Below are 24,665 nucleotides of genomic sequence, written 5' to 3' on the forward strand. Positions count from 1 at the left end.
ATATGTTATCTTGTCATTCCAATATGAAGAACGACAAGGAGAGATCATACCGGATGAAAGCTTCCCTTCGCAGGGCCTGGCCGGCCGAACTTACCGATCCGAGCGGTTGCCGCAACGATTCCGAGCATGGCTCCGACCCTATCAGAGCGTTTCAGGCCGATCGCGGCCATACGATGGTTATCGATAAAGGACTTGGACGAAACGCGTTTACAGATCTGATCGAAATGGCTTCCGGGTATATCGATTGCATCAAGCTCGGGTTCGGGACCGCCCCTCTTTACCGGACGGAGCTGCTGCTGCATAAGATCCAATTGGCGACACGGCACGGCATTACGGTGATGCCGGGAGGAACGCTCCTTGAGACGGCCGTGCAGCAAGACGTCGTGCCGGCTTTTTTCGAAACGATTTGCAATCTCGGATTTAACGCTGTCGAAGTCTCCGACGGTACGATCGAGCTTACGCGGAGGAAACGGACGGAGCTGATTCGGGAGGGCGTGAAGCAAGGTCTTCGCGTGTATACCGAATACGGAAAAAAACTGTCCGGATCGATACTCGACGCCAAGCTGCTGGCCCAGACAATGGAGGCGGATCTGGCCGCCGGGGCGAGCCTTGTGACCGTTGAAGCCCGCGAGTCGGGCATGGGCGTCGGGCTTTTTGACGAAAAAGGAGAATGCCGGAAAGATATTTTGGATGCCGTCGTCCAGTTTGTGCCGGATACGAACCGGTTAATGTGGGAAGCTCCGCTAAAGCATCAGCAAGTGATGTTTTTGCGCAAGTTCGGTCCGGGGGTGCATTTGGGCAATATCCAACCGGGGGATGCGCTGGCACTTGAAACGATGCGGCGCGGACTTCGCCAGGACACCTTTGATTTTGGAGTGTCCCAAACGCATGCAAAACCGAATCTGTACATGATTTAATGCCGTTCTTCTTTCATCATGCGCAAAAAAGGAACCTGTGCGGAATAGGTTCCTTTTTGCTTTCGTATAATAGACATTGTCTCAGGCATCTTCCGCAGAAGCGGTTCGATGTTCCGAATCGCGGCGGCGGTCGCGGCATTCCGGATTGTCGCAAACGCCGTAATAAGTAACCACTTTGTTCGTCGAGAACGTGTCGACCATGCTTTCGCAATGTTTGCAAACGATTACGCCCCAGTGCTGCGATACTTCGGAATGTAACATGCCTCGCTCATCCTTTCCAATTCGCGTATAGTCCATTCGGTAACCTCGGCCTGCCGCTGTCTTCTCCGGTTGGATAAAGCCTCCATTTCTAATCTTTAATATACAGCAAAAAGGAGCTCGATTCAATATTTAAGACGCATTTAATTTTCGAAAACCTTTAATTATGATGAATTATATAAACTATTAATACATCATATATAAAGACTCGCATCTTCCTCCCGATTTCGCCGCAACGTTACATAATGGACCGGCCTCGCCACATATTTTAAGAAGAAGACAATCTTACGATAATATTTCCGATTTTCAGTAATGGAAAGGAGTGACCAATCCATGAAGCCGGCGGATCATGAAAGCGAACAACCGTTAAATGTGCCGCAGCCGATTCGGGGCGACGGCCTTGGCGCGCCGGACTACGGCCCCCGCAACATATGGAGAGACCGTGAAAACCCGAACATGCTTGTTCCACCGGCAACCGACTCCGGATTGATGCCGAATTTGAAGATGTCCTTTTCCGATACGCATATGCAGCTCAATCAAGGAGGATGGTCGCGGGAAATTACGGTGCGCGACCTGCCGGTCGCGACAACGCTTGCCGGCGTCAATATGTCTCTGATGCCGGGCGGGGTACGCGAAATGCATTGGCATCGGCAGGCGGAGTGGGCGTACGTTATTTGGGGCAATGCGCGGATTACGGCCGTCGATCAAGACGGGCGCAACTTTATTGCGGACGTAGGGCCCGGCGACATTTGGTATTTCCCTCCGGGGGTGCCGCATTCGATTCAAGGGTTGACGGACGGCTGCGAATTTGTGCTCGTATTCGACGACGGCCATTTCACCGATCTGAATACGCTCTCGATCTCCGATTGGCTGGCGCATACGCCGCGGAGCGTGCTCGCCGCCAACTTCGGCGTGCCCGAGAACGCCTTCGATTATATTCCGAACGACCAGGTCTACATGTATCAGGACGAACTTCCGGGGCCGCTCGACAGCGCCGCCGTCCCTTCGCCGTACGGAACGGTGCCCCTTACGTTCAAGCACCGTCTGCTGGCCCAGCCGCCGATCCGGACGTCGGGAGGCAGCGTCCGCATCGCGGATTCGTCCAATTTTCCGGTCGCCAAAAACATTGCCGCGGCGCTCGTCGAGATCGAACCGGGCGGCCTGCGCGAGCTGCACTGGCATCCGAACAACGACGAATGGCAATATTATCTGGCGGGACAAGGACAAATGACCGTCTTCGCCGGCAGCGGCACGGCCCGAACGTTCGACGTCCGTGCGGGGGACGTCGGCTACGTGCCGTCCGCAAGCGGCCATTATATTCAGAACACGGGGAATGAAACGTTATGGCTTCTCGAAATGTTCCGAAGCGACAAATACGCCGACATCTCGCTGAACCAGTGGATGGCGCTGACGCCCAAAGACGTCGTGCGCGACAATCTTCATATCGGGCCGGATATTCTGCAATCGCTGCGCAAGGAGAAATGGCATGTCGTCAAAGCCCCGGGGAGCGACGGCTATTGGAAGTGACAGCGCCGGCAGGATAAAAAACGGCAAAAACCTCGTTTCGGGACTTGCCGACTGCGAGGTTTTTTGCCGTTTTCATGGCCGATAGAAGCGGTTTCGCCTAAGCCGGGGGCAGCTTGACGGTTACGATCACGCCGTCCCGGTTGTCGCCGGACAATTCGTATTCGCCGCTGCCGCTTGCCGGCACAGCGACATCCGCCCCCTCTTCCGGAACCGGATAATGCGTTATGGTGTAAACGTCGTCCCCGATCGTAACGCGAATCGACCGTTCTTTTTTCAAATAATCCAAATATTCCTCGAGCACCATGTTTTTGTTCTTCATCACGAAGCTGTGCGGCAGCCCGACATAACGGAAATGCCACGGCTCGTATTCGATGCCGGTCACGTCCGTCTTGTCCTTCGGATAACGCAGGACGAAGCCGTATTTCCACGCGTTATCCTGCAGCCATCGCCCTTCCGGCGCGTTCTCCATGGCGGCCAAGGAAGATCCGATATCCAGCGACAGACCCGCGTTATGCTCGCTGTAGCCGGCAGGCAGCGCATAGCTGCCGCCCTTCTCCGCATAAAGCTCCCTCTGCTCGTCCATATCGCGGAACCCGCTGTTGATCATAAAATGATGAACGCCGTCCGCCTCGGCGGCTTTGGTCATGGCGGCAAACTTGACGGCCAAGCTTTCCGATAGCCGGATCGATCCGTCCAGCAGCCCTATGCCGGGAATCCGTTCCATATGTCCGGCCAGCTTGACGATATCGTTAGGCATGGCCGATTCCTCGATCGGATATTTCCGGTTAACCAATATCAAGTTCCCTTCATGCACTTGGCTCGGCGACACGCGCACCGCCGCGTAACCGACGCCTAAAGTCCGGGCGCCGGCTTCCGCGGCGTTCGCTTCGATCGTTCCCGCAGCATCCGAAGCCGACTCGCAGCCCGCAATAAACAAAAACAACAACATTGCAGCCATTCTCACGCTCTTCTCTCTCCCTTGCTTCCTGCTATAGGCAAGGATACAAAGAAAAGTTTAAAGAGAAACGAGCCCAAAGTTAAAATTTCTCTTAAAATTAGGACCCGGATTTCGGAAGCCGCACCTCGAACACGGTCCGGATGGCGTCGCTGTCCGCCGTAATCGCGCCTTGATGGCGCTCGACGATATTTTTGGCGATAAACAGCCCGAGCCCCGTGCTTCCCGCTTGATGGGAACGGGCTTTGTCCCCGGTATAAAACATGTCGAACAAGAAAGGAAGCTGATCGGGCGCAATCGTATGACCGTAGTTGATCACCTGAACAACGGCCGTATCGCCGTCCATCCGGCAATTGACGTCTACATAAGTGCCGTCGCTGCCGTACCTGGCCGCGTTCGTAAACAGGTTCTCGAAGACGCGCGCCAGCAGCTCGCCGTCCGCCGCGATGTGCAAATGCGGCTCCAAATCCAGCCGAACCTCAAGCCCCGCGTTGTCGAACACCGGGAACAGCTCCTCGCTCAGCTGCGTCAGCAGCTCGCTCAGATCAAGCGGCTTCCGGTCGATCGGCAAATGGCCGTTGTTCAGCTTCGTCGTTTCGAACAGTTGATCGATCAGCTTCTCCAGCCGTTTGGACTTCGTATAGGCAATCGACGTATAATGGCGCGCCTGTTCCTTCGTCAAACTGTCGTCTTTCAAAATAAAATCCAAGTAGCCGAGAACGGAAGTAAGCGGCGTCCGCAAGTCGTGCGCGAGATTAAGAACCAGCTGGTCCTTGCTGCTTTCGGCGAACTCCCCTTTCTCTACCGCTTCCTTCAGCTGCTTGCTGGCGCGGTTAATATCGTCGGCGATGCTTTCGAATTCGTCGTTGGACGAAATCGAGACGTAGCCGTCGAATTTCCCAACCGCCAGCCGGTGAATGCCGGCCGATATTTCGCGGAAGTATCCCGTATACCGCATCGTCAGCAGGAAAAAAAACAGGATCGCGAGCGGCACGAACAAAAGCAGGAAAAAATAAATATCTCCGATGCTGTTCATGAAATGCCGCAGACGGGCCAGCGGGTCCTCGGCCAGAACGTTGTCGCGGTAATAGATCTGCAGCCCTTTATAGATCAGGTAGGTAACTCCTCCCGACAAAAGCATGCTGAGCCCGAACAAGCCGAGCATGCTGGAGCGGAAGCTTCTTCGTTTCCGTTTAGCCATTGAACGTATACCCTACTCCCCATACCGTCTTGATGAACTTGTTCTTGTCGTCGCCAAGCTTCTTGCGAAGCGTCCGGATATGAACCATCACCGTATTCCCGCTTTCGAAATAAGCCTCTCCCCATACCTGCTGGAACAGATGCTCCGCGCTGAACACCCTTTTCGGATGGCTCATGAGCAAATATAAAATATCGAATTCCTTTGGCGTCAGCTCGACTTCCTTGCCGTACAGCAGCAGCGTCCGCGAATCCGGGTCGATGACGAGCCCGCCCGCCTCAATCGCCGACTTCCGTCCTTCGTCCTGCCGGCTATTCAGCCGCGCGCGCCGAAGCTGGGCGTTTACTCTCGCCACCAGCTCCATCGGGTTAAACGGCTTTGTGACGTAATCGTCCGCGCCGATGACCAGTCCCGCGATTTTGTCCATATCCGACGTCTTGGCGCTTAGAAAAATGATCGGAATCGAATGGTTTTCCCGCACGAGGCGGGTCGCTTCATGGCCGTCCAGCCCGGGCATCATAATGTCCAGTATCGCAAGGTCGATCGCCGTCGACTGAATCGCCTGCACCGCCTGCCTGCCGTCAAACGCTTTAATCGTGCGGTATCCTTCCTTCTCCATATGCAAAGCGACCAAGTCGACAATTTCCGGCTCGTCGTCGGCAATCAAAATCGTAATGCGCTTCATCTATACCTCTCCCGTTCAATCGTTAAACATAATCTCTATAACAGCTTACTTGCCTGTCAAGAAAAAAGCAAAACCCCCTTCATCGTAAAGTTCGACGAACGGGGGTGCCGATGCAAGATGCAAATTTCTTTCACTGCCAGTCCTGCGGTTCAGAATCGGAAGGTAAAGCGGAGCAAGGCCGGATTCAAGCGCTTTCATCCATGTACATAACTTCCCACAGATGCCCGTCCGGGTCCTGAAAGCTCCAGCCGTACATGAAGCCGTGATCCTGCGGGTCGCTGTACCGGCTTCCTCCGGCCGCAAGCGCTTTATTGACAAGCTCGTCGACGTCCTGGCGGCTGTTTGCGGAGATGCACAGAATCGTCTCCGTGTACCGGCCGGCGTCGGCGATTTTTTTGGTCGTAAAAGTCTGGAACCGTTCTTCTTCCAGCAGCATGACATAAATGCGGTCGCCCAAAATCATGCAAGTCCCCTGCTCGTCCGTAAACAGCGGATCGAATATAAATCCGAGCTCCCTGAAAAAAGCGACCGATTTCTTCAAGTTTTTTACAGGTAAATTAACCACAATGTTTTTCGTCGTCCATGCCATTTCCAGTCACCTCGAACGTTTAGGTTTAGGATTGTGCATTAGGCGCGCGCGTGCTTTTCTTGAAGCGCACAACGGTAAGTTTCGCCGCGTCAGGGGCTGTTTCCTTTTTCTTCTAAAGAAAAAACCGGCCCGCAATAACGGGGCCGGCGTATGCGGAGCGGTACGCTCCGGTTATTAATCGTGGAAGTGGCGGCCGTCCGTTACCGGCTTCACATAGCCGGCGCGGATGACGAAATCGCCGAAATGTTCGCCTTTGTTCCGCTCGGCGGCGTACTGTTGGATAATCGGCTTCAGCGTATCGATAATCTCCTCTTCGCCAATGTTCTCGCGGTACAGCTTGCTCAGGCGGTCACCTGCGAAGCCGGCGCCCATGTACAGATTGTATTTGCCCGGCGACTTGCCGATAAACGCGATTTCGCCAAGCGCAGGACGCGCGCAGCCGTTCGGGCAGCCCGTCATCCGGATGTTGATCTCTTCGTCGCGCAAGCCGGCTTCCTCCAGAATCGGCTCCAGCTTGTCGAGCAGCGTCGGCAAGTACCGTTCCGCCTCGGCCATCGCAAGCCCGCATGTCGGGAGCGCGACGCAGGACAACGCGCTGCGGCGGAGCGCCGAATAGTTCGAACCTTCGGCAATGCCGTATTCCTTCAGCAAAGCGTTGATTTTCGTCTTTTTCTGGCTCGTGACGTTTGCGATCATCAGGTTCTGGTTGGCCGTCAGACGGAAGTCGCCCGTATGGATTTTGGCGATTTCGCGCAAGGCCGTTTTCAGCTTATAGCTTTCGGTATCTTTAATGCGGCCGGCCTGGACGTACAACGTCAAATTCCATTTGCCGTCCTTGCCCTTAATCCAGCCGTAACGGTCGCCGGTATGCTCGAACTTGAATTCGCGCGCCGGCGCAAGCTGCCAGCCGAGACGGTCGTGGAGCTCCTCCACGAACCATTCGAGGCCGTGGCGGTCGATCGTATATTTGAAACGGGCGTTTTTGCGCACGGAGCGGTTGCCGTAATCGCGCTGGATCGTGACGGTTTTCTCCGCGACGTCGAGCACTTGATCCGGCGTAACGAAGCCGATGACCCGGGCAAGCTGCGGGTATGTCGCCGTGTCGCCGTGCGTCATGCCCATGCCGCCGCCGACGCAAACGTTAAAGCCGGCCAGCTTGCCGTTCTCCACGATCGCGATATAACCGAGGTCCTGCGAATATACGTCGACGTCGTTGGACGGCGGAACCGCAATGCCGATCTTGAATTTGCGCGGCAGATAGACCGGACCGTAAATCGGCTCGACCTCGCCGCCGTTTTGCTCCGAGCTGTCCACGACTTTTTCGCCGTCCAGCCATATTTCGTGGTACGCCGGCGTTTTGGGCGCCAGATGGGTCGTCAGCTGCTGCGCCCAATAATGAACCTCGCTGTGAATTTCCGATTGGTACGGATTCGGGTTGCACATGACGTTGCGGCTTACGTCGCCGCAAGCGGCCAGCGTCGTCAGCAGGGCGTCGTTGATTTCCCGGATCGTCTTTTTCAAATTCCATTTCAGAACGCCGTGCAGCTGGAACGCCTGGCGCGTCGTCAAGCGGATGCTGCCGCTGCCGTACTTCTCGGCCAGTTCGTCCATAACGAGCCATTGCTCCGGCGTCGCCACGCCGCCCGGCGTAACGACCCGCAGCATAAATTGATAATATGGCTCCAGCTTCTGCTTCTGCCGCTCGTTGCGGTAATCACGGTCGTCCTGCATATAGCTGCCGTGGAACTTCAGCAGCCGGTTATCCAGCTCCGGCAGCCCGCCGGTAATCCGGTTGGCGAGCGATTCGGTCAACGAGCCGCGCAAATAGTTGCTCTCCCTCTTCAAATGCTCGACGTCGCTAGGCGGTCCGCCGATGGGCTCCACTTTCTGTTTGTTTGCCATTTCCGTTCAGCTCCTTTACGCGCATGAAAGCTCATGCATTGCAAATCTAGAGAAAACGCGGCAAGCCGCGTCCTTAATATACGTCCCGTTGATAACGCCCCTGCTCCTGCAGACGCGCCACGTAAGCGGCAGCCTCCTCCGGCGACAGGCCGCCGTAACGGCCGACGATGTCGAGCAGCGCGGCGTGCACGTCGTGCGCCATATGCTTCTCGTCGCCGCATACATAAACATGGGCGCCTTCCTGCAGCCACTTGTACAGCTCTTCGCCGTTTTCAAGCATCCGATGCTGTACATACACCTTCTCTTCCGTATCGCGCGAGAACGCGACGTCCAGCTTCGTCAATACGCCGTCCTTCAGCATGCGCTGCCAGTCGGTCTGGTACAGGAAGTCGGTCACGAAATGACGGTCTCCGTAGAACAGCCACGTTTTGCCCGCGGCCCCAAGCTCCTCGCGCTCTTCGAGGAAAGCCCGGAACGGCGCTACACCGGTGCCCGGCCCGACCATGATGACCGGCGTTTCCGGATCGGCCGGCAGCTTGAAGTTCGAGTTATGCTGAATGAAGACCGGCACCTTGTCGCCCGGCTCCAGCCGTTCGGAAGCATAAACGGAGCATACGCCCTTCCGCTCGCGGCCGTGAGCCTCGTATTCGACCTTGCGGATCGTCAGATGCACCTCGTCGGGGTGCGCGTTCAAGCTGCTGGCGATGGAATAAAGGCGCGGCGGCATTTTGCGCAGCAGCGCGGGCACGTCGCCGGCGGCCAGGTTCCAGGGCTCGTAATCGCGAAGCAGATCGAGCAGATCGCGGCCGTTCGCGTACGCCTTCAGCTCATCCTTGTTCTCCGGCTTCAGCAGCTCGGCAAGCTTGCCGTTGCGGGAGAAAGCGGCCGCTTTTTCCAGCAGCGGCTTGGTCAGCACGGTAATTTCGTAATGGCGGAGAAGCGCTTCGCGAAGCGGCGACTTCTCCCCGTCTTTGCCGGTCGCGACAGGCTCGTCGGGATTCCAGCCCATAAACGCGATAATTTCATCCACCAGCGCCGGGTCGTTCTGCGGGTATACGCCAAGCGCGTCGCCCGGGGCATAGGTCAAGCCCGAGCCTTCAAGCGACAGCTCCAAGTGCCTCGTTTCGCGGTCGGACCCTCTGCCGTTCAAATTGATGTTTTCCAGCACTTCGGCCATAAACGGATTGGAACGGGAATATTCCGACTCGGCCGGAGCGGATGCTGCGGATGCAGCCGCCGCCGCTGCCGGAGCCGCGGACGGTGCGGCCGCCTGGCCTACCGCCTTCTCGACAGCCGCAATCCAGCCCGCAGCCGCGTCTTCGAAATCGACGTCGCAGTCGACGCGGTCGACGATCCGCTCGGCGCCAAGCTCGGCCAGCCTAGCGTCGAAGTCTTGGCCCGTCTTGCAGAAAAACTCGTACGACGTGTCGCCGAGCGCCAGCACGGCAAATTTCGTTCCGTCCAGCTTCGGCGCGCGTTTGCTGTGCAGAAATTCGTGGAACGTCAGCGCGTTGTCCGGCGGATCGCCTTCGCCGTGCGTGCTGACGACGATAAACAGGTAGCCGGCTTTCTTCAGATTGTTCGTTTTATATTGGCTCATGGCCGATAGAGTAACGTCAAACCCTTGGCCTTTCAGCTTGTCGGCCAGACGTCCCGCCAGCCGCTGGGCGTTGCCGGTCTGCGATCCGAACAAAACCGTCGCTTCGCGCGGTCCTTGCGGCGCAGCCGGTACAGCCGCGGGGGCGGACACCGGCGCTTCAAGCACGGCGCCGGTCGCAAGCTCGGATGCCGCGGCGGATGTATTCCCCGCCCGGTAAAAAGCCAAATATCCGCTCAACCATTGCAGTTGAGCTTCCGTCAACGTAGGCAGCAGCTTGTTGATAAGCTCCGCCTGCTCGCTAGTAAACGGACTGTTCGTCACATGAAGTTGCAACTGATCCACCTCGCATCAATCTTTAAAATCCGAGTACGTTACTTTGTTTTTATTCTTTATTAATACTATCGCAGTCTTATGTATCGTTCAATGCGTCGGTCGATATTTGTCTATAAATAATTTTTTTAAAGTTTTAACATCTTCTTATAAATAGGGCGTAATCGAAAAACGTTCTCATTTAGAGGCTTGTACATGTAAATTATAGGGAGGAAAACAGGTTATTATCCAGCGGTGCGAGGTTTATCCGGCTCGATGAAGTCGGATACGGTTGGAGGCATACGGAAACCGGTCCGGACATTAGCTGCGGTTTGAATGGAACCATAGCTGCAAAAGTGCAGTTAATAAGCAACAAATATTCTCAGTCAATCCAAATAACCGCAATTATACAGTTAACAGCCTGCCTTTTTGCCCGATCCATGGCTGTGCGGGGGGTATAACTGCATTTTCGCAGTAAAAGCTTCATTTCAGGCGGGAAATAGAAAATTTAACTGTATTTTCGCAATTAACATGCTGCTTTAACCGTCATTGTATCGAATTTGGTTCACCATCGGAAACGATGAAGCAACCGCTGTTCAAGGTCCCGACTTGAGATGCGGCCGGGCGCACAAGAACCTTTAGGCCCGCTCCAAGCCGGCGAATTTATCTTTGTACATTTGCGGCAAATGCTTGATTTTATAATCGATCGTCTCCAGGCTTCTTTGCGTATCCCGCATATGCTGCTCGACCTTCTCCTTATGGCGGTGCAAAATATCGAGCCCCCTCCGGACGAACGTCTCGTAATCGTTGCAGCTGGCGGCCAATTCGCGAATATCTTTGATCGGCATGCCGGTCGTTTTGAGGCAGCTGATCAAATCGAGCCAGGCGATATCGTAATCGTGGAAGACGCGGGCCCCGTTCTCCCGGTCGATAAAAGGCAGAAGACCTTCCTTGTCGTAATAGCGAATGGTGTGTATCGACAGATTCGTCTTTTGGGCCGCTTCCTTAATCGTGTATCCCACCGGTTCATCTCTCCTCGGTCACAGGCTTGCAATAAGCGCTTAATGAGGTTACTCCAAGCCAAAAAGTTTGTCAAATCGAAATTTCGGGGCTTGACCTCGAGTTAACTCTATCCCTTAAGGTGAAAAAGTACAACGAACAAGGAGGATGGTTTCGTCGTGAAATACATTGAAATCGCAAACACCGATCTGAAAGCTTCCAACATCGTGATGGGCAACATGCGCCTGAAGCAGCTGTCGCTCGCCGAAGCCGAGACGCTGATCCGCACGGCGATGGAGGAAGGCATTAACTTCTTCGACCACGCCGATATTTACGGCCCTTCGTACGGCGAATGCGAAGCTCATTTTGCCGAAGCGGTGCAAATGAACCCGAGCCTCCGGGAGCAGATGATTTTGCAAAGCAAATGCGGCATCCGCAAAGGGTTCTTCGATTTTTCCAAAGAACATATTCTCGAGTCGACCGACGGCATTCTGAAACGGCTCAAAACCGACTATCTGGACGTTCTGCTGCTGCATCGCCCCGATACGCTGATGGAGCCTTCCGAAATCGCGGAAGCGTTCGACATTTTGCATAAGAGCGGCAAAGTCCGTTACTTCGGGGTATCGAACCATACGCCGACGCAAGTCGAGCTGCTGCAAAAATATATCCCGCATAAGCTGATCGTCAACCAGCTTCAGCTTAGCGTCGCCCATTCGCCGATCATCGATTCCAGTATCGCGTTCAACATGAACGTCGATCAATCGATCAACCGCGACAGCGGCATTCTCGAATACAGCCGCTTGAAGGAGATGACGATCCAGGCTTGGTCTCCGTTCCAGAAAGGATTTTTTGAAGGGCCGTTCCTCGGCGATCTGGACAGCTACCCCGAGCTGAACCAAACGATCGACGAAATCGCGGCCAAATACGGCGTAACGAACACCTCCGTCGCGGTCGCGTGGATTACGCGCCACCCGGCGAACATGCAGGTCGTGCTCGGCACGATGAACGTGCAGCGGCTGAAAGACTCGTGCGTCGGCTCCGAGCTTCCGCTTACGCGCGAAGAATGGTACCGCATTTACCGGACCGCCGGCCATATTATTCCTTAACCTTATCTCCGGAAAACGGCAGCCTCGCGGCACGATCGCGAAGCCGCCGTTTTATCTTTCAGCGGATGTTCCCGGAGGAAACGAGCAAGGTTTTACGCCCTAAACATGCAGAAGAACCGGCCTTAAAATGCCGGTTCTTCGCATTTTGGTGGCTTTCTCCCCAGGCGCACATGACTTCCGCTACAGGGGTCAACGTTTTGCCGTATTCGCTTAATGAATATTCAACTTTTGGAGGAACGGCCGGGTAGACCGTTTTTTCAATTATTCTTTCATGTTCCAAGTCCCGAAGATGCTGCGTCAGCATTTTTTGAGAAACATCCGGTATCCCGTTATCTATATATGCCGATGAACGATTATTCCAACGAAACGATCATTTCCATTCATCGGCATGATCCGGGCGAATGACATCGGCGAAACGACTTCCGTCATTCATAATTTTTGCGTATTGCCCGCCTTCAGGGCAAAGGCTACGGCCGGGCAATACTGACGGCTGCGATCGAGCTGCTCCCGGAGCGGCAACGGGCGAATATCCGGCTAAGCGTCGTCACTGACAACGCGAAGGCGGTCCGGCTGTATCAAAGCGTCGGCTTTGAGAATTCTTCCGAGTATCGCTACTACCTCCGCGATCAATAAACCGCCAAACGCGGCAAATCGTCTCTTACGGAGAGGTTCCTTCATTTATAAAGGTTATTCGTAAAACGTCATATGGCTTTTCTCTTGCCTGTAATAGTTAAGCCGGTCTTGCAAAGCGCCCGTATGAAGCTCGAACTTGTGGCCGTCCGGATCCGTGAAATAAATCGACTTTTTATCCCTCGCATCCCTTTCGCGGCCCGGCAAAAGATTGACCTCCAGCGCCTTCAGTTTCTCGAGCCACGCGTCAAACTCGTTCTCTTCAATCGAAAAAGCGATATGCGTATAGGATTGAAGAATCTCGCTGCGGGGAATGTCCTTCTCCTCGTTCAAAGCAAGCCACATGCCGCTTAGATCGAAATAAGCCGTCGTTCTGCCTCGAACGAGCAGCTTGGCGCCAAGCGCCCGTTCATAAAAAGCGACCGAAGCATCCAAATCGGATACCGAAAACAACAAATGATTTAGTCCCGTTATTTTCATTCGTCTCACCTTTACATTATATATACGAAAAAAAGAGGAGGTCGCCCTCCTCTTCATCCTAAACTTATTTCAGTTCCAGCACCAGCACGTTCACCGAATGGGCCGGCAAATGAATAACCGTTCCGCCGACGTCCACTTTGACCGCCGTTTGCACCGGCCGGATTTTCTCGTCGTTCTTTTTGTTGACGTTAGGCACATGAACCAAGGAAGCGTCGCCCGTCAGCACGTTCAGCAAACCTTCCGACGCGGCATTCAGATGACTCAGCTCCAGATTGACCGATTTCTCCACGGCGTCGGCGTTTACAAGCTTCACGTAGAGACGCTTGTCGTCCTTCGTTACGGAATGGTAAATCTCGCGGTTGTACGCTTCCAGCTTGTAATCAAGCGTTTTGCTTACGAACGGGCCGTCCGTGTAGGAGCAAATCAGCCGGTCGCCCGCGGAACCGCCGTAGTTGACCGTAATCGTATAATCCCGATCGTCCGCCAGCTCTTCGAAGCTGCAGGCGCGCATATTGCCGGCTGCCGTGCTCGACGAATAATCGCCCAGCCTGTAAGCTTCGACGCCTTGCTTGAACACCTTCACGCCGGTTGCGTCGCCGCCGTAGCCGATCGCGTATTCGATGACATCCTTGCTCTCCGGCGAAATGTCGGTCAGCCCCGCTCCGACGTAAAAACCGTCCGCTCCCGAGCCTTTCCGCGCAACGACTTCAACCGTATAGTTCGTCCATTCGTCGTTCAGCAAATAGAGCCCGTTCAAGCCGCTTTCCTGCGCTTTCAGGACAAGTCCTTTCCCCGGCTCGACCGTATAGCCGGCCGATCCCGGTATGATCTGCCAAGCCGGATCCAGCTCCTTCGTAAAATCCTGCTCGAACAGCACGCGGCCGTCCGCATTCGAGGTGACCTTCACCCGCTTGACCGTCACTTCGGCCCGGCCCGCCGCGATTTCGATGCCGCCGTGCGGAATCAGCTCCGTCCGTTTGCCGTTCCGGTACGTCGTAAACGAGGTGCGAAGCCCTTTCGTGCCGATGTACCGCGAGAACAGCTGCTGCACGTAATAGTTCGGCGTGAACCATACCGTCTCGTCGTCGAACCAGATGCAATCCGGCGTCCAGCGGTATTGGCCGTCCGTCAGCACCTTGTTGAACAGCGGCGCGGTAGCGGCGAGGCGAACGACGTCCGCGTTGTTCTCGAAGCTTGTCATGATCGCCGCTTCGGCGACCGCGCCGGCAAGCGTGTTTTTGTCCGTGGAGGCGTATTCGCCGACGAACACTTTCGAGGTCAGCTTCTCGTCGAGGCTGCCGTCTTCCTTGTAAGCTCTGAAATAATAATTGTAACGGTCCGCGTTCTCCAGCAAATATTCGTTGGAGCGGTAATAGTGCTCGTCCGCGATCGTGTCCATATAGTTCGGCTGCTTGCCGTACCATGTCACCGTCTCTTCGAAGCTCGTCTTGCCGTCCGTAAACCGGATCGTCTCCGAGCCTGTCATGCCGCCGCTCAGAAACTTCCAGCCTTGCTGGTACGCATCGTCGTCCGCCTGCGCGCCGACGGTCGATATTATATGCAGCTCGTAGCCCGGATAGTTGCGCGCCATATGCTCGTCGATCGCCGCCTTGAACACCTCGAAGTTCGCGTAAAACTCCGTCCCCCAGTTCTCGTTGCCGACGCCGAGGTAACGGAGGTCGAACGGCGCTTCGTGTCCCATGCTTTTCCGCAGGGCGGCCCATTCGTTGCCTTCAAAGTCGGTGCTGATCGCAAAGTCGATCAAGTCCGTAAAGTTGCGGATGTAATAATCCCGAAGCGCGCCGCCGGCCGGATTCGCGTAATCCGAGCGGGCCTGGCACAATACGCCGCACGCCATAACCGGCAGCGGGGTCGCGTTCAAGTCTTCCGCCAGCTGGAAATACTCCATATAGCCGAGGCCCATCGTCATCATGTAGCCCCAGACGTTGTAGTTTTCCTTCCGCAGCTCGACGGCGCGGACCGATTCCTTCCAGTCGTATACGTTCTCCCAAACATGCGACCCTTCCGAAATGCAGCCGCCCGGAAAACGGAGAAACTTCGGATGCAAATCGACGAGCGCGTTCACGAGGTCCTTGCGCAACCGGTAGTTCGGGTTTCCTTTATAGTTGGCATGCGCGGTGGCGGAACGATCTTCTTCCGACGCCCCCCATACGTCCTCGGGCATTAGCGACACCATGTCGACGGAAATTTCGCCGTTAAAACGAAGCGCCAGCTGGCCGAAGGCCGTTTCGGTTCCGGTCAGCGCGATTTTGGAATCGACGCCGTATTTCCGCCACGTACCGCCGGCTTCGACGGATACGATCGCGCCGTCGCTGATCGCGCGGCCTTTCTCATCCAGCAGCTGCAGCTCGATCGTGCCTGCCCGCTCCGCTTTCGCCCATACCGTAAAGTCGTAACGCTCCCCTTTCCGGATCGCCATGGAGCAGCGTTCGTTCGTATCGGCGTAACCGCGGTTATAGATCGTCGCCCCGTCCGCCGCCGTGACGTAATACGAGTTGACGTCCTTGTCCTCGATGCCGAAAAACTCGTTAAGCCCGCCGGCGTTCCGCACCGTCAGCTTGTCCGTATCGCCGTGCCAGGCGTAAAGCGGATTGCGGTTGCGGCCCGTCGAGACGCCGCATTCGCCGCATACGTGGGAGTAGCTGTCGAACTCGAACGCCTCGAACGAGCGGTTCTGCACAAGCTCGGCGTAAATGCCGCCGTCCGCCGCATTGTTGATGTCTTCGTAGAACAGCCCGTACATCACTTCGCTAATATCGACGACTTCCTTGCTGCCGTCAATCGCAATCGTATACGCCGGCAGGCCTTCCGGCAGCACCGACACGATAAAGCTTTTGTCCAGGCTTGCGCCGCCTTTCTTCAGCGTGGCGGTCAGCGTTACGCCCTGCGGCTCCCGGAGTCCCTTGTTCACGATCCCGGCGCTCGAAAGCGCGGCTTCGTCGCTCGATCTCCACTCCACCGTCACTTTGCCGCCCATCAGCGTCCGCGGGAGAGCAATGTCCTTCGTCACGATCGAAGTCGGGAACGACAAATATTTGTTGCGGGCGAGCGCGACGATCTGCTCGTCGGTAAGCGACTCGCACATGACCTCAATAATTTCGTCCTGCGTAAGCCCCGCTTTATAGACGCGGAAGTCGGACAAGGAGCCGGCGAAATCGGCGTCCGCCTCGAATTGCGACCTTCCGATGTAATTCAGCCCGCTGCCCGCAGCTTCTGCGAACGAAGCGAACCAGGCCCACAGCTTCGCATAAGCGCCGCTGGACGTCTGGCTGATCGAGCCGTCCGCGACCACTTCGCCGTTGGCATAAACGACCGGCCCGGCGCTGCTCAGCTTGCCGCCTTCCGTTCCTTTAACCGAAATCGCGACATGGATCCATTCTCCCGCCGGGAACGTTTTGCCCGGATCGACGACAAGCTCCTCTCCCGCGAAGCAGGAGCCGCGCAAGTTACGCGTAAGGAACAGGTACGGTCCGGACTGTCCTGCGCCAAAATCGAATACGCGCTCCCATACGCTGGCCGGCCGGCCGCCGTAAACCCAAGCGGCGACGGTGATGCCCGTCTCGTCGCTGACGCCTCGCAGCAAATCCGAAGGCAGCCCGATATAGGAAGTTCCGTTCTTGCCGCCGTTCAGCGTAACCGCCGGCCGGCCGCCCACGTTCCGAACCGTCGGGGGCACGCTTCCCGCCGCGGTTCCGTGCCTGCCGTTGCCGGAGCTGTCCAGCCCGACCTCGTCCGGATTGTCAAACTTATAAAAACCAAGCAAATGCTCTTTCAACATCGGTTCGATCGTCTCCTGTCCGTAAAATAACGTATTGTCGCATGAAGTTCCTCTAGCGGCTTTTATCAGAATAGCATATTTGCTAATTAATTAATATATCAGTTAACGACAAAAAATCAACAAAAAAATAAAAGTCCCGCCAGGGACTTCATTTCTCATTTAATGTTTATGCAGAACGGTGCGCATCGGAAGAAGCGACCGGGCAATCTGATACAGCCAATACCCCGTTAATCCGCCGAACGCATTCAGGACCAAATCGTCGGCATCGAACGTTCCCATCGAAAGCACGGCTTGGGATATCTCGAGCGACAAACTGAACCCAAATGCCATTAATAAACTTACGAATAGATTCGGCACCAGTATTGCCGCCATCGTTCCAAAAGGAACAAACAAAGCAATATTGCCGAATAAATTAACCATGTTATGGAAGGTGGGACGTTGAAGGCTGTCCGAAATCGTACGAAAAGGAACAAGGTTTCCATGCAAAAGTCCCGCAACCGCCCGAGACGGATGAGCCGCCGACTTGGAGAACTGCTCCCATACAAACGTGACGCTTACCTCTCCGAATTTAAACAAAATAATTTTGATCAATAGATACAAATAAAAAAGAAATAAAGCCGAAACCACGGCAACGGCCGGCTTGGATCCGATCTTCATTCCGCTCCTCCTTCCTCAAACCCTAGATGCTGAATCGGTATCTACGATATCGAAAACTTCTTAAGAAGAAACATGGCGATTCGTAAAATTTTTCTTAAAAATTTCGATAAACCTAAAATTTATAGGGTAAAAACATAATATATGTAGGTGTCGGAGCACGTAGCCGTTTTGGTACAATACAATAGACCCTACTCTATTCAAAGATAAAATTGAAACCATTTACATGCGGCAAGGACTATTCTTAGGAGGAATCGGCATGGCAAAACGGAACGAACCTTTGGTGACCCATATTTACACCGCAGACCCTTCCGCCCACGTATTCGAGGGCAAAATCTACATTTATCCTTCTCACGATCTCGATCATGAAAGGGTTTCCAACGACAACGGCGACCAATACGATATGGAAGATTATCATATATTGTCCATGGAAGATCCGGACTCGCCTTGCGTCGATCACGGCGAAGCGCTTCACGTGCGCGACGTGCCGTGGGCGACTGCGCAAATGTGGGCGCCGGACGCCGCTTATAAGAACAATACGTACTACTTGTATTTCCCGGCACGAGACAAGGACGGCATCTTCCGGTTAGGCGTCGCGACAAGCGCTTCCCCTGCCGGACCGTTCAAGCCGGAGCCGAATTATATTCCGGGCAGCTTCAGCATCGACCCCGCCGTCTTTACCGACGACGACGGCAAATCGTATATTTATTTCGGCGGCTTATGGGGAGGCCAGCTCGAGAAATGGCAAACCGGCGAGTTCAAGCCGGATGCGGAAGGACCGGCGGCCGATGCGCCGGCGCTTGGGCCGCGAGTCGCCGAATTAAGCGACGACATGCTTTCGTTCAAAACGGAACCGCAGCAAATCTCGATCGTCGACGAAGACGGAAACCCGATTCTCGCCGGCGACGAGGACAGAAGATATTTCGAAGGACCGTGGGTGCATAAATATAACGGCAACTATTACTTGTCGTATTCGACGGGCACGACGCATCAAATCGTATACGGCATAAGTAAAAACCCGCAAGGGCCTTACGTTTACAAGGGAGTCATTCTGACGCCGGTCATCGGCTGGACGACGCATCATTCCATCGTTCAGTTCAAGGACAAATGGTATCTGTTCTACCATGACAGCTCCTTGTCCGGAGGAGCGGACAATAAGCGCAGCGTGAAATTTACCGAGCTTACCTACAACGAAGACGGCACGATTCAAACGATCGATCCGTACCCGGACCGGAAGTAACATCCGGTTGTCTGATGAACAAGCAAACCGGATGAACATAAATAATGGCCCCGTCCTGGCATAGGACGGGGCCGTTTAATATTTGCTAGGACCGCGCTTCCCGGGGCGGCCGCCGCATCCGCTATTGCAAATGCCGGAGTTTATCCGGATTGGCCACCGTATAAATGGCCTCGATCCGATTCCGTTTAAAGGCAAACGAATGGATATACTGCACCCCTTCCCCGGTTACAATCCGAATTCCCGGCCACCCGTTAACGGTAACGAAAGCAAGACTGAAGTTTCCTTCATACCTTTTAAGCAGATTGTTCAGCAAGGCGACCACTTTTTGAACGCCGACAACCGGAATTCGAGCCGCCTGCACTTTACCTCCGCCGTCGGAGAGGAACACGACATTTTCGCTCAGCAGCTCCAGCAGCTTGCCGGAGTTGCCTTCCATCAGCGATTGGACGAATTGCTTGATTTGCGCTTCCGCAACCGCGACCGCCGGCGTCTCGTCCGGCTCGAAGCGGATGCTTTGCTGGGCCCGGCGAAAAATTTGGCGGCAGTTGGCGCTGCTTTTCCCGACCGTCTCCGCAATCTCGTCGTAAGAGTACCCGAAAATTTCGCGCAGCAAAAATACCGCCCTCTCCACCGCATTCAGCTGCTGAAGCAGCAGCAAGTATGCCGTCGAGATCGATTCGCGCCGCAAATAGGCGTCCGACGGATCGTGCTCCGGCAGCCCTTCCTTCAGCAACGGCTCCGGGAGCCATGGCCCGACGTACAGCTCCCGCTTGCGGGATGAGGAACGAAGCAAGTCCAGGCAGCGGTTCGTGGCGACTTTATACAGAAAGGCCCTGACATTATGGACCGAATCCGGATCCGCAAGCCGGTCATAGGCAAGGAACGTTTCCTGCACGATATCCTCGGCGTCCATAACGCTGCCCAGCATCCGGTAAGCAAGCGAAAATAAAGGCTTTCGATAAGTCCTGTACAAGGACTCCGTATCCGTCATAAGGCGGCCTCTTTCATCTGTTCGATCTTGGGGATCGTCCGGACGGCCCGCTTGGCGCTCGCCGTCGCCGCGTCGACCAATAATTCCCCGTGCGAAGCCCAATCTCCTGCCACGTACAGCCCTTTAATTTCCGGTACGGCGGGACCGGGGCACTCCTCGCGGCGAATATGGACAAAATCGTGGCAAACCGTTATTTTCGGCAAAAACTGCTTGACGACCAGTTCGTCTCTCCAGCCCGGCTGGACCAAGTCAAGCGTATGCTCGAGATCCTGCAAATCCTGCTTCGCGTCGGTCTCCTTGCTTTGGTATTTGATGAGGCATACGACCTGCTCCCCGTTGTCGCTTAAACGGGCCGCCCGCGACTGATTCGTCAGAAAAACCGGCCGGTCGATGCCGTACACGAACTGCCGCTTCGGCTCCGGCAGCTTCCGCAGCGCGACGTCCAGGCATGCCGCCGTCACTTCGATCGCTTGCGCGTTCCAACGGGCGAGGGCCGTTGCTTCCGCATTCGGGACCAGCCTGCAAAGCGCGGCCGGCGGGGCGGTTGCAATGACATTCTCGGCTTCGATTACCGTACCGTCTTCGCAGCGGACCTGCCGTACGGCTCCGTCTTCGTGCTCGATCGATACCGCCTTGCAATTGGTCAGCAGCCGTACCCCGTGCTTCGAGGCTAGCTCACGCAGTTCATCGGCCATAGTTCCCCAGCCGCGGTCCAAATACAACACGCCCCGCAGGGCGGCTTGAAACTGCTTCAATACCGGACCGGCCGCCTGCAGATCGGGCGCCGCGGCGTAGCTTGCCGTGCGAAGCAAGGAATAGAAAATATTCCGCAGCATCGGATCGTGCACATTTCCTTCTATCCATTCCCGAAGGCTGATGCGGTCGTACCGGCTTGTATCGAGCTTCGTCAACTTCGCGAGCCATCCGGCAAGCTCCATCTTTCCTTTCCAGGTCAGGAGCGGAGTCGCCATCAACGAACCCGCCCCCGTTGGCAGCACGCTGCATTTGTCTTTCCATATCCCGTGGGCGTCAATCGACGGCTTGCTGCCCTTAAGACTCAACCCCAGTTCGCGGAACGTGTCGTAAGCATCTCCGAAATAGAGGGCATGCCCGCCCATATTAAACGTTACGCCTTGCTTGACGGTAGACATGGCGCGGCCGCCGAACCGCCCTTGCTTGTCGATCAGTATCGTGCGTTTGCCCGCTTTGGCCGCATAGACCGCAGCCGTTAAACCGGCGATCCCCCCGCCTACAACCGCTACATCGTATTTCGTCATCCGAACCTTCCCCTTTCGTTTTTTGGTACACGTATGACGGGAAAGGAAGCCGGTCTGTGACAACAAATCGCAAAAAAAATTTCAGATCGTCCGATAACCGAAGCCGAAAGCTATCTCATAACCAAAATTTAAACTCGCGATACCTTCCCTTTAACCTTCGCCGGTTATGATCATTGTGAAGGTGAGGAGGGGATGCCGACCATGACAGACGATCAGCGACATTTTGTCATACTCTTCGATGGCGTTTGCAACTTTTGCAACGGCAGCGTGCAGTTTATCATTCGGCGCGATCGCAAAGGACGATTCCGTTTCGCTTCGCTGCAATCGAGCGCGGGCAAACAATTGTTGGCCCGTCATCGCATACGGGAACAAGCTGATTCCATCGTTTTAATTGAAAACGGGAGTTGCTTTACGGAATCTACGGCCGTTTTGCGCATTGCCGGGCGAATGAGCGGGATCTGGAAAATCGCCGCCATACTGCTGGTTATTCCGAAACCGATTCGCGATTGTCTGTACCGCTATTTTGCGAGAAACCGATACCGCTGGTTCGGAAAGCAGGAAGCCTGCATGATACCGGCCGAGGAAACAAGAAAAAGATTTTTAAGCGTGGATTAAGCAGAAACGATCTTCTCAGCCCAAGTCTTAAGGAAGAAACTGTTTCGGCGGGAAATATAAAAAAAGGAGAATGAAAGCTTGTTCAAACGAGTATTTGCCCAATCTATACCTGCGACGTTTCGATTGTTTCTGGCGGCCAATTTTTTGATTTACGGGGCCGCGAAGCTTGCTTTTGGCCAATTCGGCGTACCAACGGCGGAAATCAGCGCCCTCAGAGGAGAGGGCTTTACGCTGGCTTGGACCTTCTTCGGATTTTCTTCCTGGTACGAGATTTTTATCGGTTTGGGGGAGGTTGCCGCCGGTTTGCTTATCTTGATTCCCAGAACCAGCACGGTAGGAGCGATGATTTATTTCCCTATAGCGGTCAATGTGATGATGGTAAATTATTGCTTCAATATCGGGGTGCAGGATTTAAGCACCGTCCTGACCGTAATGTGCCTCGTCTTGTTATGGCTGGATCGAAGAAAGCTCCTCCCCCTTCTTGCAAGGAAGGAGGTTCGGCAATGACCCCTTTTGTCATTCAGATGCTGATCGTTTTTTTCTGTGTAACGACTGTTTATTATGTTGTGAAGGAAATGAGAATCCATAGAAAAAGAAAATAAGCCAAATACCGGTACCGATACGACATCTGCCGGTATTCGACCTTCTTGGCGCATCTACCGCGTATCGAGCGGTTGCCGCTGCCGTGTCGAGATCCGTGAAAAGTACGCAACAGACTTAGCCGCTCCGAATGAGATGGCTAAGCCGCTTAAGCCCCCGCTCCAGCTGATCGAAAGAAGCATAGGCGTAAGAGAGGCGCAAGTGGCATCCGTCGCTGCGGTCGTATACATATCCCGGGTTCAGAAGAAGCCCTTCGGCGAGCGCTTGGGCGAACAAGCGCTGCACGGAAACCGGCTTCGTCAAGCGTAGCCAAACATAAAATCCCCCGCGCGGCTTATTCCAGTCCGCGATGTCCCGGAAATGACGCTCCAGTATCGCGAGCGTGAAGTCCCTCCTGCGCTTCAGCTCGTCGCGAACGCGGGACAGATGAACCTCATACCGCCCGCCGGACAGCCATTCCGCGACGGCATGCTGCGACAGCGAGCTGGAGCCGTAGTCGGTCTGCATCTTAATGTCGGCCAGCCGCTCGATTGCCGGCTCCGGTCCTGCGATCCATCCGATGCGAAGCCCCGGGCCAAGCGTCTTGGATACCGTCCCCATATAAAGGACGAGACCTTGCTCGTCCCGCGCCTTCAGCGGCTTGGGCGGCGGCTCGTCAAGCCACAGCTCCCCGTAGGCGTCGTCTTCGACGACCGGCAGCCTCTCCAGCGCGCATGCCCGCAGCAGTTCCTCCCTCCGTCTTTCCGACATTAAGACGCCGGTCGGATTATGGAAAGACGGATTCGTATACAGAATCGCCGCGTTATGCCGGCGTTTCAACCCGCTTATCGATTCGGCGACGACGCCTTCGCCGTCCATCGGAAGGCCGGCGAAACGGATGCCCGCCGATTGAAAGACGTGCAAGGAATTTAAGTAAGTCGGGTTTTCGGTCAGCAGGGCGGAACCGCGTTCGAGCAGCCCGAGAGAGATGAGCTGCAGCCCTTGGAGCGCGCCGGAGACAATCAAGATCGAGGCGGGAGAAGCTTCGATCCCTTTCGTCCGCAAGTAGGCGCTCACGCTTTCCCTTAAATAAAGGAGGCCTTTCGGCTCCGGGTAACCCAAAGTCAGCCGCTCCGCCATGAAGCCGCTGAACGCTTCTTTCATTTGTTCGGAAGGAAGCAAATCCGGCGACAGCTCGCCCGTGCCGAGCCGGACGACGGCCGGATTCGCTTCGGCTTTGTTGATTTGCTGAATCGTCGCAAGGTTGGGCCGGTAAGCCCCGGATTCGGCGTATCGGTTCCAGTCGGGAGGCGGAGCGGAGGCAAGCAGGCTCCACGTATTGTTGGCCACGAACGTGCCTTGGCCGACTCTTGATTCGATCCACCCTTCGGCTGCAAGCTCGCCTAACGCGTAGACGACCGTGCTGCGGTTAACGCCAAGCTTGGCGGCGAGCTCCCGCTGTACCGGAATTTTCATGCCGACCGGCCATTCGCCGGCCGCGATCCTCCCCTTCATCCATTCGTAAATTTGCCGATGCAAAGGGATATTCGAACGTTTGTCCGGCCTCCATTCGTACGTCATCCTTTAACCTTCCCGTCGCTTAGTTTGCTGTTGCCAGTATACCAAATTGGTTGGGTCGCTTGCCAACCAATTGGATGAAGACGAAAGATGCCTTCTTGTATACAATGGGAAAAAAAGTCGGAGGCACGTTATGTGGGAAGCTATTCTGCACGGGTTCGTCTTGGCGCTGGGACTTATCCTTCCGCTAGGCGCGCAAAACGCATTCGTGTTTAATCAAGGCGCGGCGCACGGCCGTTTCGCGAAGGCCGCTCCGGTTATCGTCGCCGCGTCGGTATGCGATACGCTGCTCGTATCGCTTTCGGTTTTAGGGATATCGGTCGTCGTTTTGGAGCATGCCTGGATCCAAACGGCGCTTTACGGGGCCGGCGTCTGTTTTTTGACGTATATGGGGTTCGCGGCATGGAGAAGCAAGCCGACTTCCGATAACGGGGAAGCCGCGCAGCCGAAATCGCTTGGAACAAGGAAACAAGTCGCCTTTGCCGTTTCCGTCTCGCTGCTTAACCCGCACGCCATTCTGGACACGGCCGGGGTCATCGGCACGAGCTCGCTCCATTACGAAGGTTCGGAGAAGACCGCATTCGCGATGGCTTGCATCCTCGTATCCTGGCTTTGGTTCGCGGGGCTCGGGATTGCCGGAATGACGGCCGGGAAGCTTGATCCGTCGGGCAAGCTTCAATCGGTTTTGCAGTCCGTATCCGCCATCGTCATATGGGGATGCGCGGTTTATTTAGGGTACGGCTTCGTCCGGTCGCTGGCGGGCTGACAGCCGCTTGC

Annotated in this window: 23 protein-coding genes; 8 read left to right on the top strand and 15 right to left on the bottom strand. The window is 55.3% G+C overall.

Annotated elements, in window-relative coordinates:
* Positions 1-53 precede the first annotated feature (53 nt).
* Entirely contained in the window at positions 54-917 is an 864-nt protein-coding gene (locus tag ACFSW5_RS20815) for a phosphosulfolactate synthase (RefSeq protein WP_379277817.1), read from the top strand.
* Positions 918-998: 81 nt separating this feature from the next.
* Here ACFSW5_RS20815 and ACFSW5_RS20820 read toward each other — a convergent pair whose 3' ends face one another.
* A complete protein-coding gene (locus ACFSW5_RS20820) occupies positions 999-1,178 on the bottom strand; it encodes a GapA-binding peptide SR1P (RefSeq protein WP_379277414.1) in 180 nt (59 codons plus the stop codon).
* Positions 1,179-1,508: 330 nt separating this feature from the next.
* Here ACFSW5_RS20820 and ACFSW5_RS20825 point away from each other — a divergent pair, with 330 nt between their 5' ends.
* Positions 1,509-2,702: an oxalate decarboxylase family bicupin gene (locus ACFSW5_RS20825; protein ID WP_379277416.1), complete on the top strand. Its 1,194-nt coding sequence runs from the start codon at positions 1,509-1,511 to the stop codon at positions 2,700-2,702.
* A 97-nt stretch (positions 2,703-2,799) separates the two neighbouring features.
* Here the strand turns inward: ACFSW5_RS20825 and ACFSW5_RS20830 are convergent, their stop codons facing one another.
* The 7 genes from ACFSW5_RS20830 to ACFSW5_RS20860 form a co-directional block, all read right to left on the bottom strand.
* Positions 2,800-3,660, bottom strand: coding sequence for a M15 family metallopeptidase (locus ACFSW5_RS20830; protein ID WP_379277418.1), 861 nt, complete (start codon positions 3,658-3,660; stop codon positions 2,800-2,802).
* A 97-nt stretch (positions 3,661-3,757) separates the two neighbouring features.
* On the bottom strand, positions 3,758-4,858 hold the full coding sequence (locus ACFSW5_RS20835; RefSeq protein ID WP_379277420.1) for a sensor histidine kinase: 1,101 nt from the start codon (positions 4,856-4,858) through the stop codon (positions 3,758-3,760).
* The gene (locus tag ACFSW5_RS20840) at positions 4,851-5,540 is read right to left on the bottom strand and encodes a response regulator transcription factor (RefSeq protein WP_379277422.1); all 690 of its coding nucleotides are present in this window, start codon (positions 5,538-5,540) and stop codon (positions 4,851-4,853) included. Before ACFSW5_RS20840 ends, ACFSW5_RS20835 begins: the two co-directional genes overlap by 8 nt.
* A gap of 184 nt (positions 5,541-5,724) precedes the next feature.
* Positions 5,725-6,129: a VOC family protein gene (locus tag ACFSW5_RS20845; protein ID WP_379277424.1), complete on the bottom strand. Its 405-nt coding sequence runs from the start codon at positions 6,127-6,129 to the stop codon at positions 5,725-5,727.
* 174 nt (positions 6,130-6,303) lie between these two features.
* Complete coding sequence (gene cysI, locus ACFSW5_RS20850; RefSeq protein ID WP_379277426.1) at positions 6,304-8,031, bottom strand: assimilatory sulfite reductase (NADPH) hemoprotein subunit; 1,728 nt, start codon at positions 8,029-8,031, stop codon at positions 6,304-6,306.
* A gap of 73 nt (positions 8,032-8,104) precedes the next feature.
* On the bottom strand, positions 8,105-9,964 hold the full coding sequence (locus ACFSW5_RS20855; RefSeq protein WP_379277821.1) for an assimilatory sulfite reductase (NADPH) flavoprotein subunit: 1,860 nt from the start codon (positions 9,962-9,964) through the stop codon (positions 8,105-8,107).
* Positions 9,965-10,578: 614 nt separating this feature from the next.
* Positions 10,579-10,962 carry a MerR family transcriptional regulator gene (locus ACFSW5_RS20860; protein WP_379277429.1) on the bottom strand — a complete coding sequence of 128 codons (384 nt, stop codon included), beginning with the start codon at positions 10,960-10,962 and terminating at the stop codon, positions 10,579-10,581.
* A 156-nt stretch (positions 10,963-11,118) separates the two neighbouring features.
* Between ACFSW5_RS20860 and ACFSW5_RS20865 the strand changes: the two genes are divergently transcribed.
* Complete coding sequence (locus tag ACFSW5_RS20865) at positions 11,119-12,045, top strand: aldo/keto reductase (protein WP_379277431.1); 927 nt, start codon at positions 11,119-11,121, stop codon at positions 12,043-12,045.
* 58 nt (positions 12,046-12,103) lie between these two features.
* On the opposite strand, the gene ACFSW5_RS20870 is transcribed toward ACFSW5_RS20865, so the two are convergent.
* The gene (locus ACFSW5_RS20870) at positions 12,104-12,382 is read right to left on the bottom strand and encodes a winged helix-turn-helix transcriptional regulator (RefSeq protein ID WP_379277823.1); all 279 of its coding nucleotides are present in this window, start codon (positions 12,380-12,382) and stop codon (positions 12,104-12,106) included.
* A 101-nt stretch (positions 12,383-12,483) separates the two neighbouring features.
* On the opposite strand from ACFSW5_RS20870, the gene ACFSW5_RS20875 reads away from it, so the two are divergent.
* Positions 12,484-12,678 (top strand): GNAT family N-acetyltransferase, encoded by a 195-nt coding sequence (locus tag ACFSW5_RS20875; RefSeq protein WP_379277433.1) that lies wholly within the window; start codon positions 12,484-12,486, stop codon positions 12,676-12,678.
* Between the two features lie 54 nt (positions 12,679-12,732).
* Here ACFSW5_RS20875 and fosB read toward each other — a convergent pair whose 3' ends face one another.
* From fosB to ACFSW5_RS20890, 3 genes are all read right to left on the bottom strand, one after another.
* Positions 12,733-13,155, bottom strand: coding sequence for a metallothiol transferase FosB (gene fosB / locus ACFSW5_RS20880; protein WP_379277435.1), 423 nt, complete (start codon positions 13,153-13,155; stop codon positions 12,733-12,735).
* 64 nt (positions 13,156-13,219) lie between these two features.
* Positions 13,220-16,954, bottom strand: a complete 3,735-nt coding sequence (locus tag ACFSW5_RS20885) for an alpha-L-arabinofuranosidase C-terminal domain-containing protein (protein WP_379277437.1) — start codon at positions 16,952-16,954, stop codon at positions 13,220-13,222.
* Positions 16,955-17,113: 159 nt separating this feature from the next.
* Positions 17,114-17,611: a VanZ family protein gene (locus tag ACFSW5_RS20890; RefSeq protein ID WP_379277439.1), complete on the bottom strand. Its 498-nt coding sequence runs from the start codon at positions 17,609-17,611 to the stop codon at positions 17,114-17,116.
* Between the two features lie 256 nt (positions 17,612-17,867).
* Between ACFSW5_RS20890 and ACFSW5_RS20895 the strand changes: the two genes are divergently transcribed.
* On the top strand, positions 17,868-18,848 hold the full coding sequence (locus ACFSW5_RS20895; protein ID WP_379277441.1) for a glycoside hydrolase family 43 protein: 981 nt from the start codon (positions 17,868-17,870) through the stop codon (positions 18,846-18,848).
* Between the two features lie 121 nt (positions 18,849-18,969).
* On the opposite strand, the gene ACFSW5_RS20900 is transcribed toward ACFSW5_RS20895, so the two are convergent.
* Both ACFSW5_RS20900 and ACFSW5_RS20905 read right to left on the bottom strand, forming a co-directional pair.
* Positions 18,970-19,839, bottom strand: coding sequence for an RNA polymerase sigma-70 factor (locus ACFSW5_RS20900; protein ID WP_379277443.1), 870 nt, complete (start codon positions 19,837-19,839; stop codon positions 18,970-18,972).
* On the bottom strand, positions 19,836-21,116 hold the full coding sequence (locus tag ACFSW5_RS20905; RefSeq protein WP_379277446.1) for a phytoene desaturase family protein: 1,281 nt from the start codon (positions 21,114-21,116) through the stop codon (positions 19,836-19,838). Before ACFSW5_RS20905 ends, ACFSW5_RS20900 begins: the two co-directional genes overlap by 4 nt.
* A gap of 201 nt (positions 21,117-21,317) precedes the next feature.
* Here ACFSW5_RS20905 and ACFSW5_RS20910 point away from each other — a divergent pair, with 201 nt between their 5' ends.
* Both ACFSW5_RS20910 and ACFSW5_RS20915 read left to right on the top strand, forming a co-directional pair.
* Entirely contained in the window at positions 21,318-21,731 is a 414-nt protein-coding gene (locus ACFSW5_RS20910; protein WP_379277448.1) for a thiol-disulfide oxidoreductase DCC family protein, read from the top strand.
* Between the two features lie 78 nt (positions 21,732-21,809).
* Positions 21,810-22,238 (top strand): hypothetical protein, encoded by a 429-nt coding sequence (locus tag ACFSW5_RS20915; protein WP_379277450.1) that lies wholly within the window; start codon positions 21,810-21,812, stop codon positions 22,236-22,238.
* Positions 22,239-22,448: 210 nt separating this feature from the next.
* Here the strand turns inward: ACFSW5_RS20915 and pdxR are convergent, their stop codons facing one another.
* The gene (gene pdxR / locus ACFSW5_RS20920; RefSeq protein ID WP_379277453.1) at positions 22,449-23,891 is read right to left on the bottom strand and encodes a MocR-like pyridoxine biosynthesis transcription factor PdxR; all 1,443 of its coding nucleotides are present in this window, start codon (positions 23,889-23,891) and stop codon (positions 22,449-22,451) included.
* 130 nt (positions 23,892-24,021) lie between these two features.
* Here pdxR and ACFSW5_RS20925 point away from each other — a divergent pair, with 130 nt between their 5' ends.
* Positions 24,022-24,654 (top strand): LysE/ArgO family amino acid transporter, encoded by a 633-nt coding sequence (locus ACFSW5_RS20925; protein ID WP_379277455.1) that lies wholly within the window; start codon positions 24,022-24,024, stop codon positions 24,652-24,654.
* Positions 24,655-24,665: the final 11 nt, after the last annotated feature.

It is taken from the genome of Paenibacillus thailandensis, assembly GCF_042685365.1.
GTDB lineage: Bacteria > Bacillota > Bacilli > Paenibacillales > Paenibacillaceae > Paenibacillus_AP > Paenibacillus_AP thailandensis.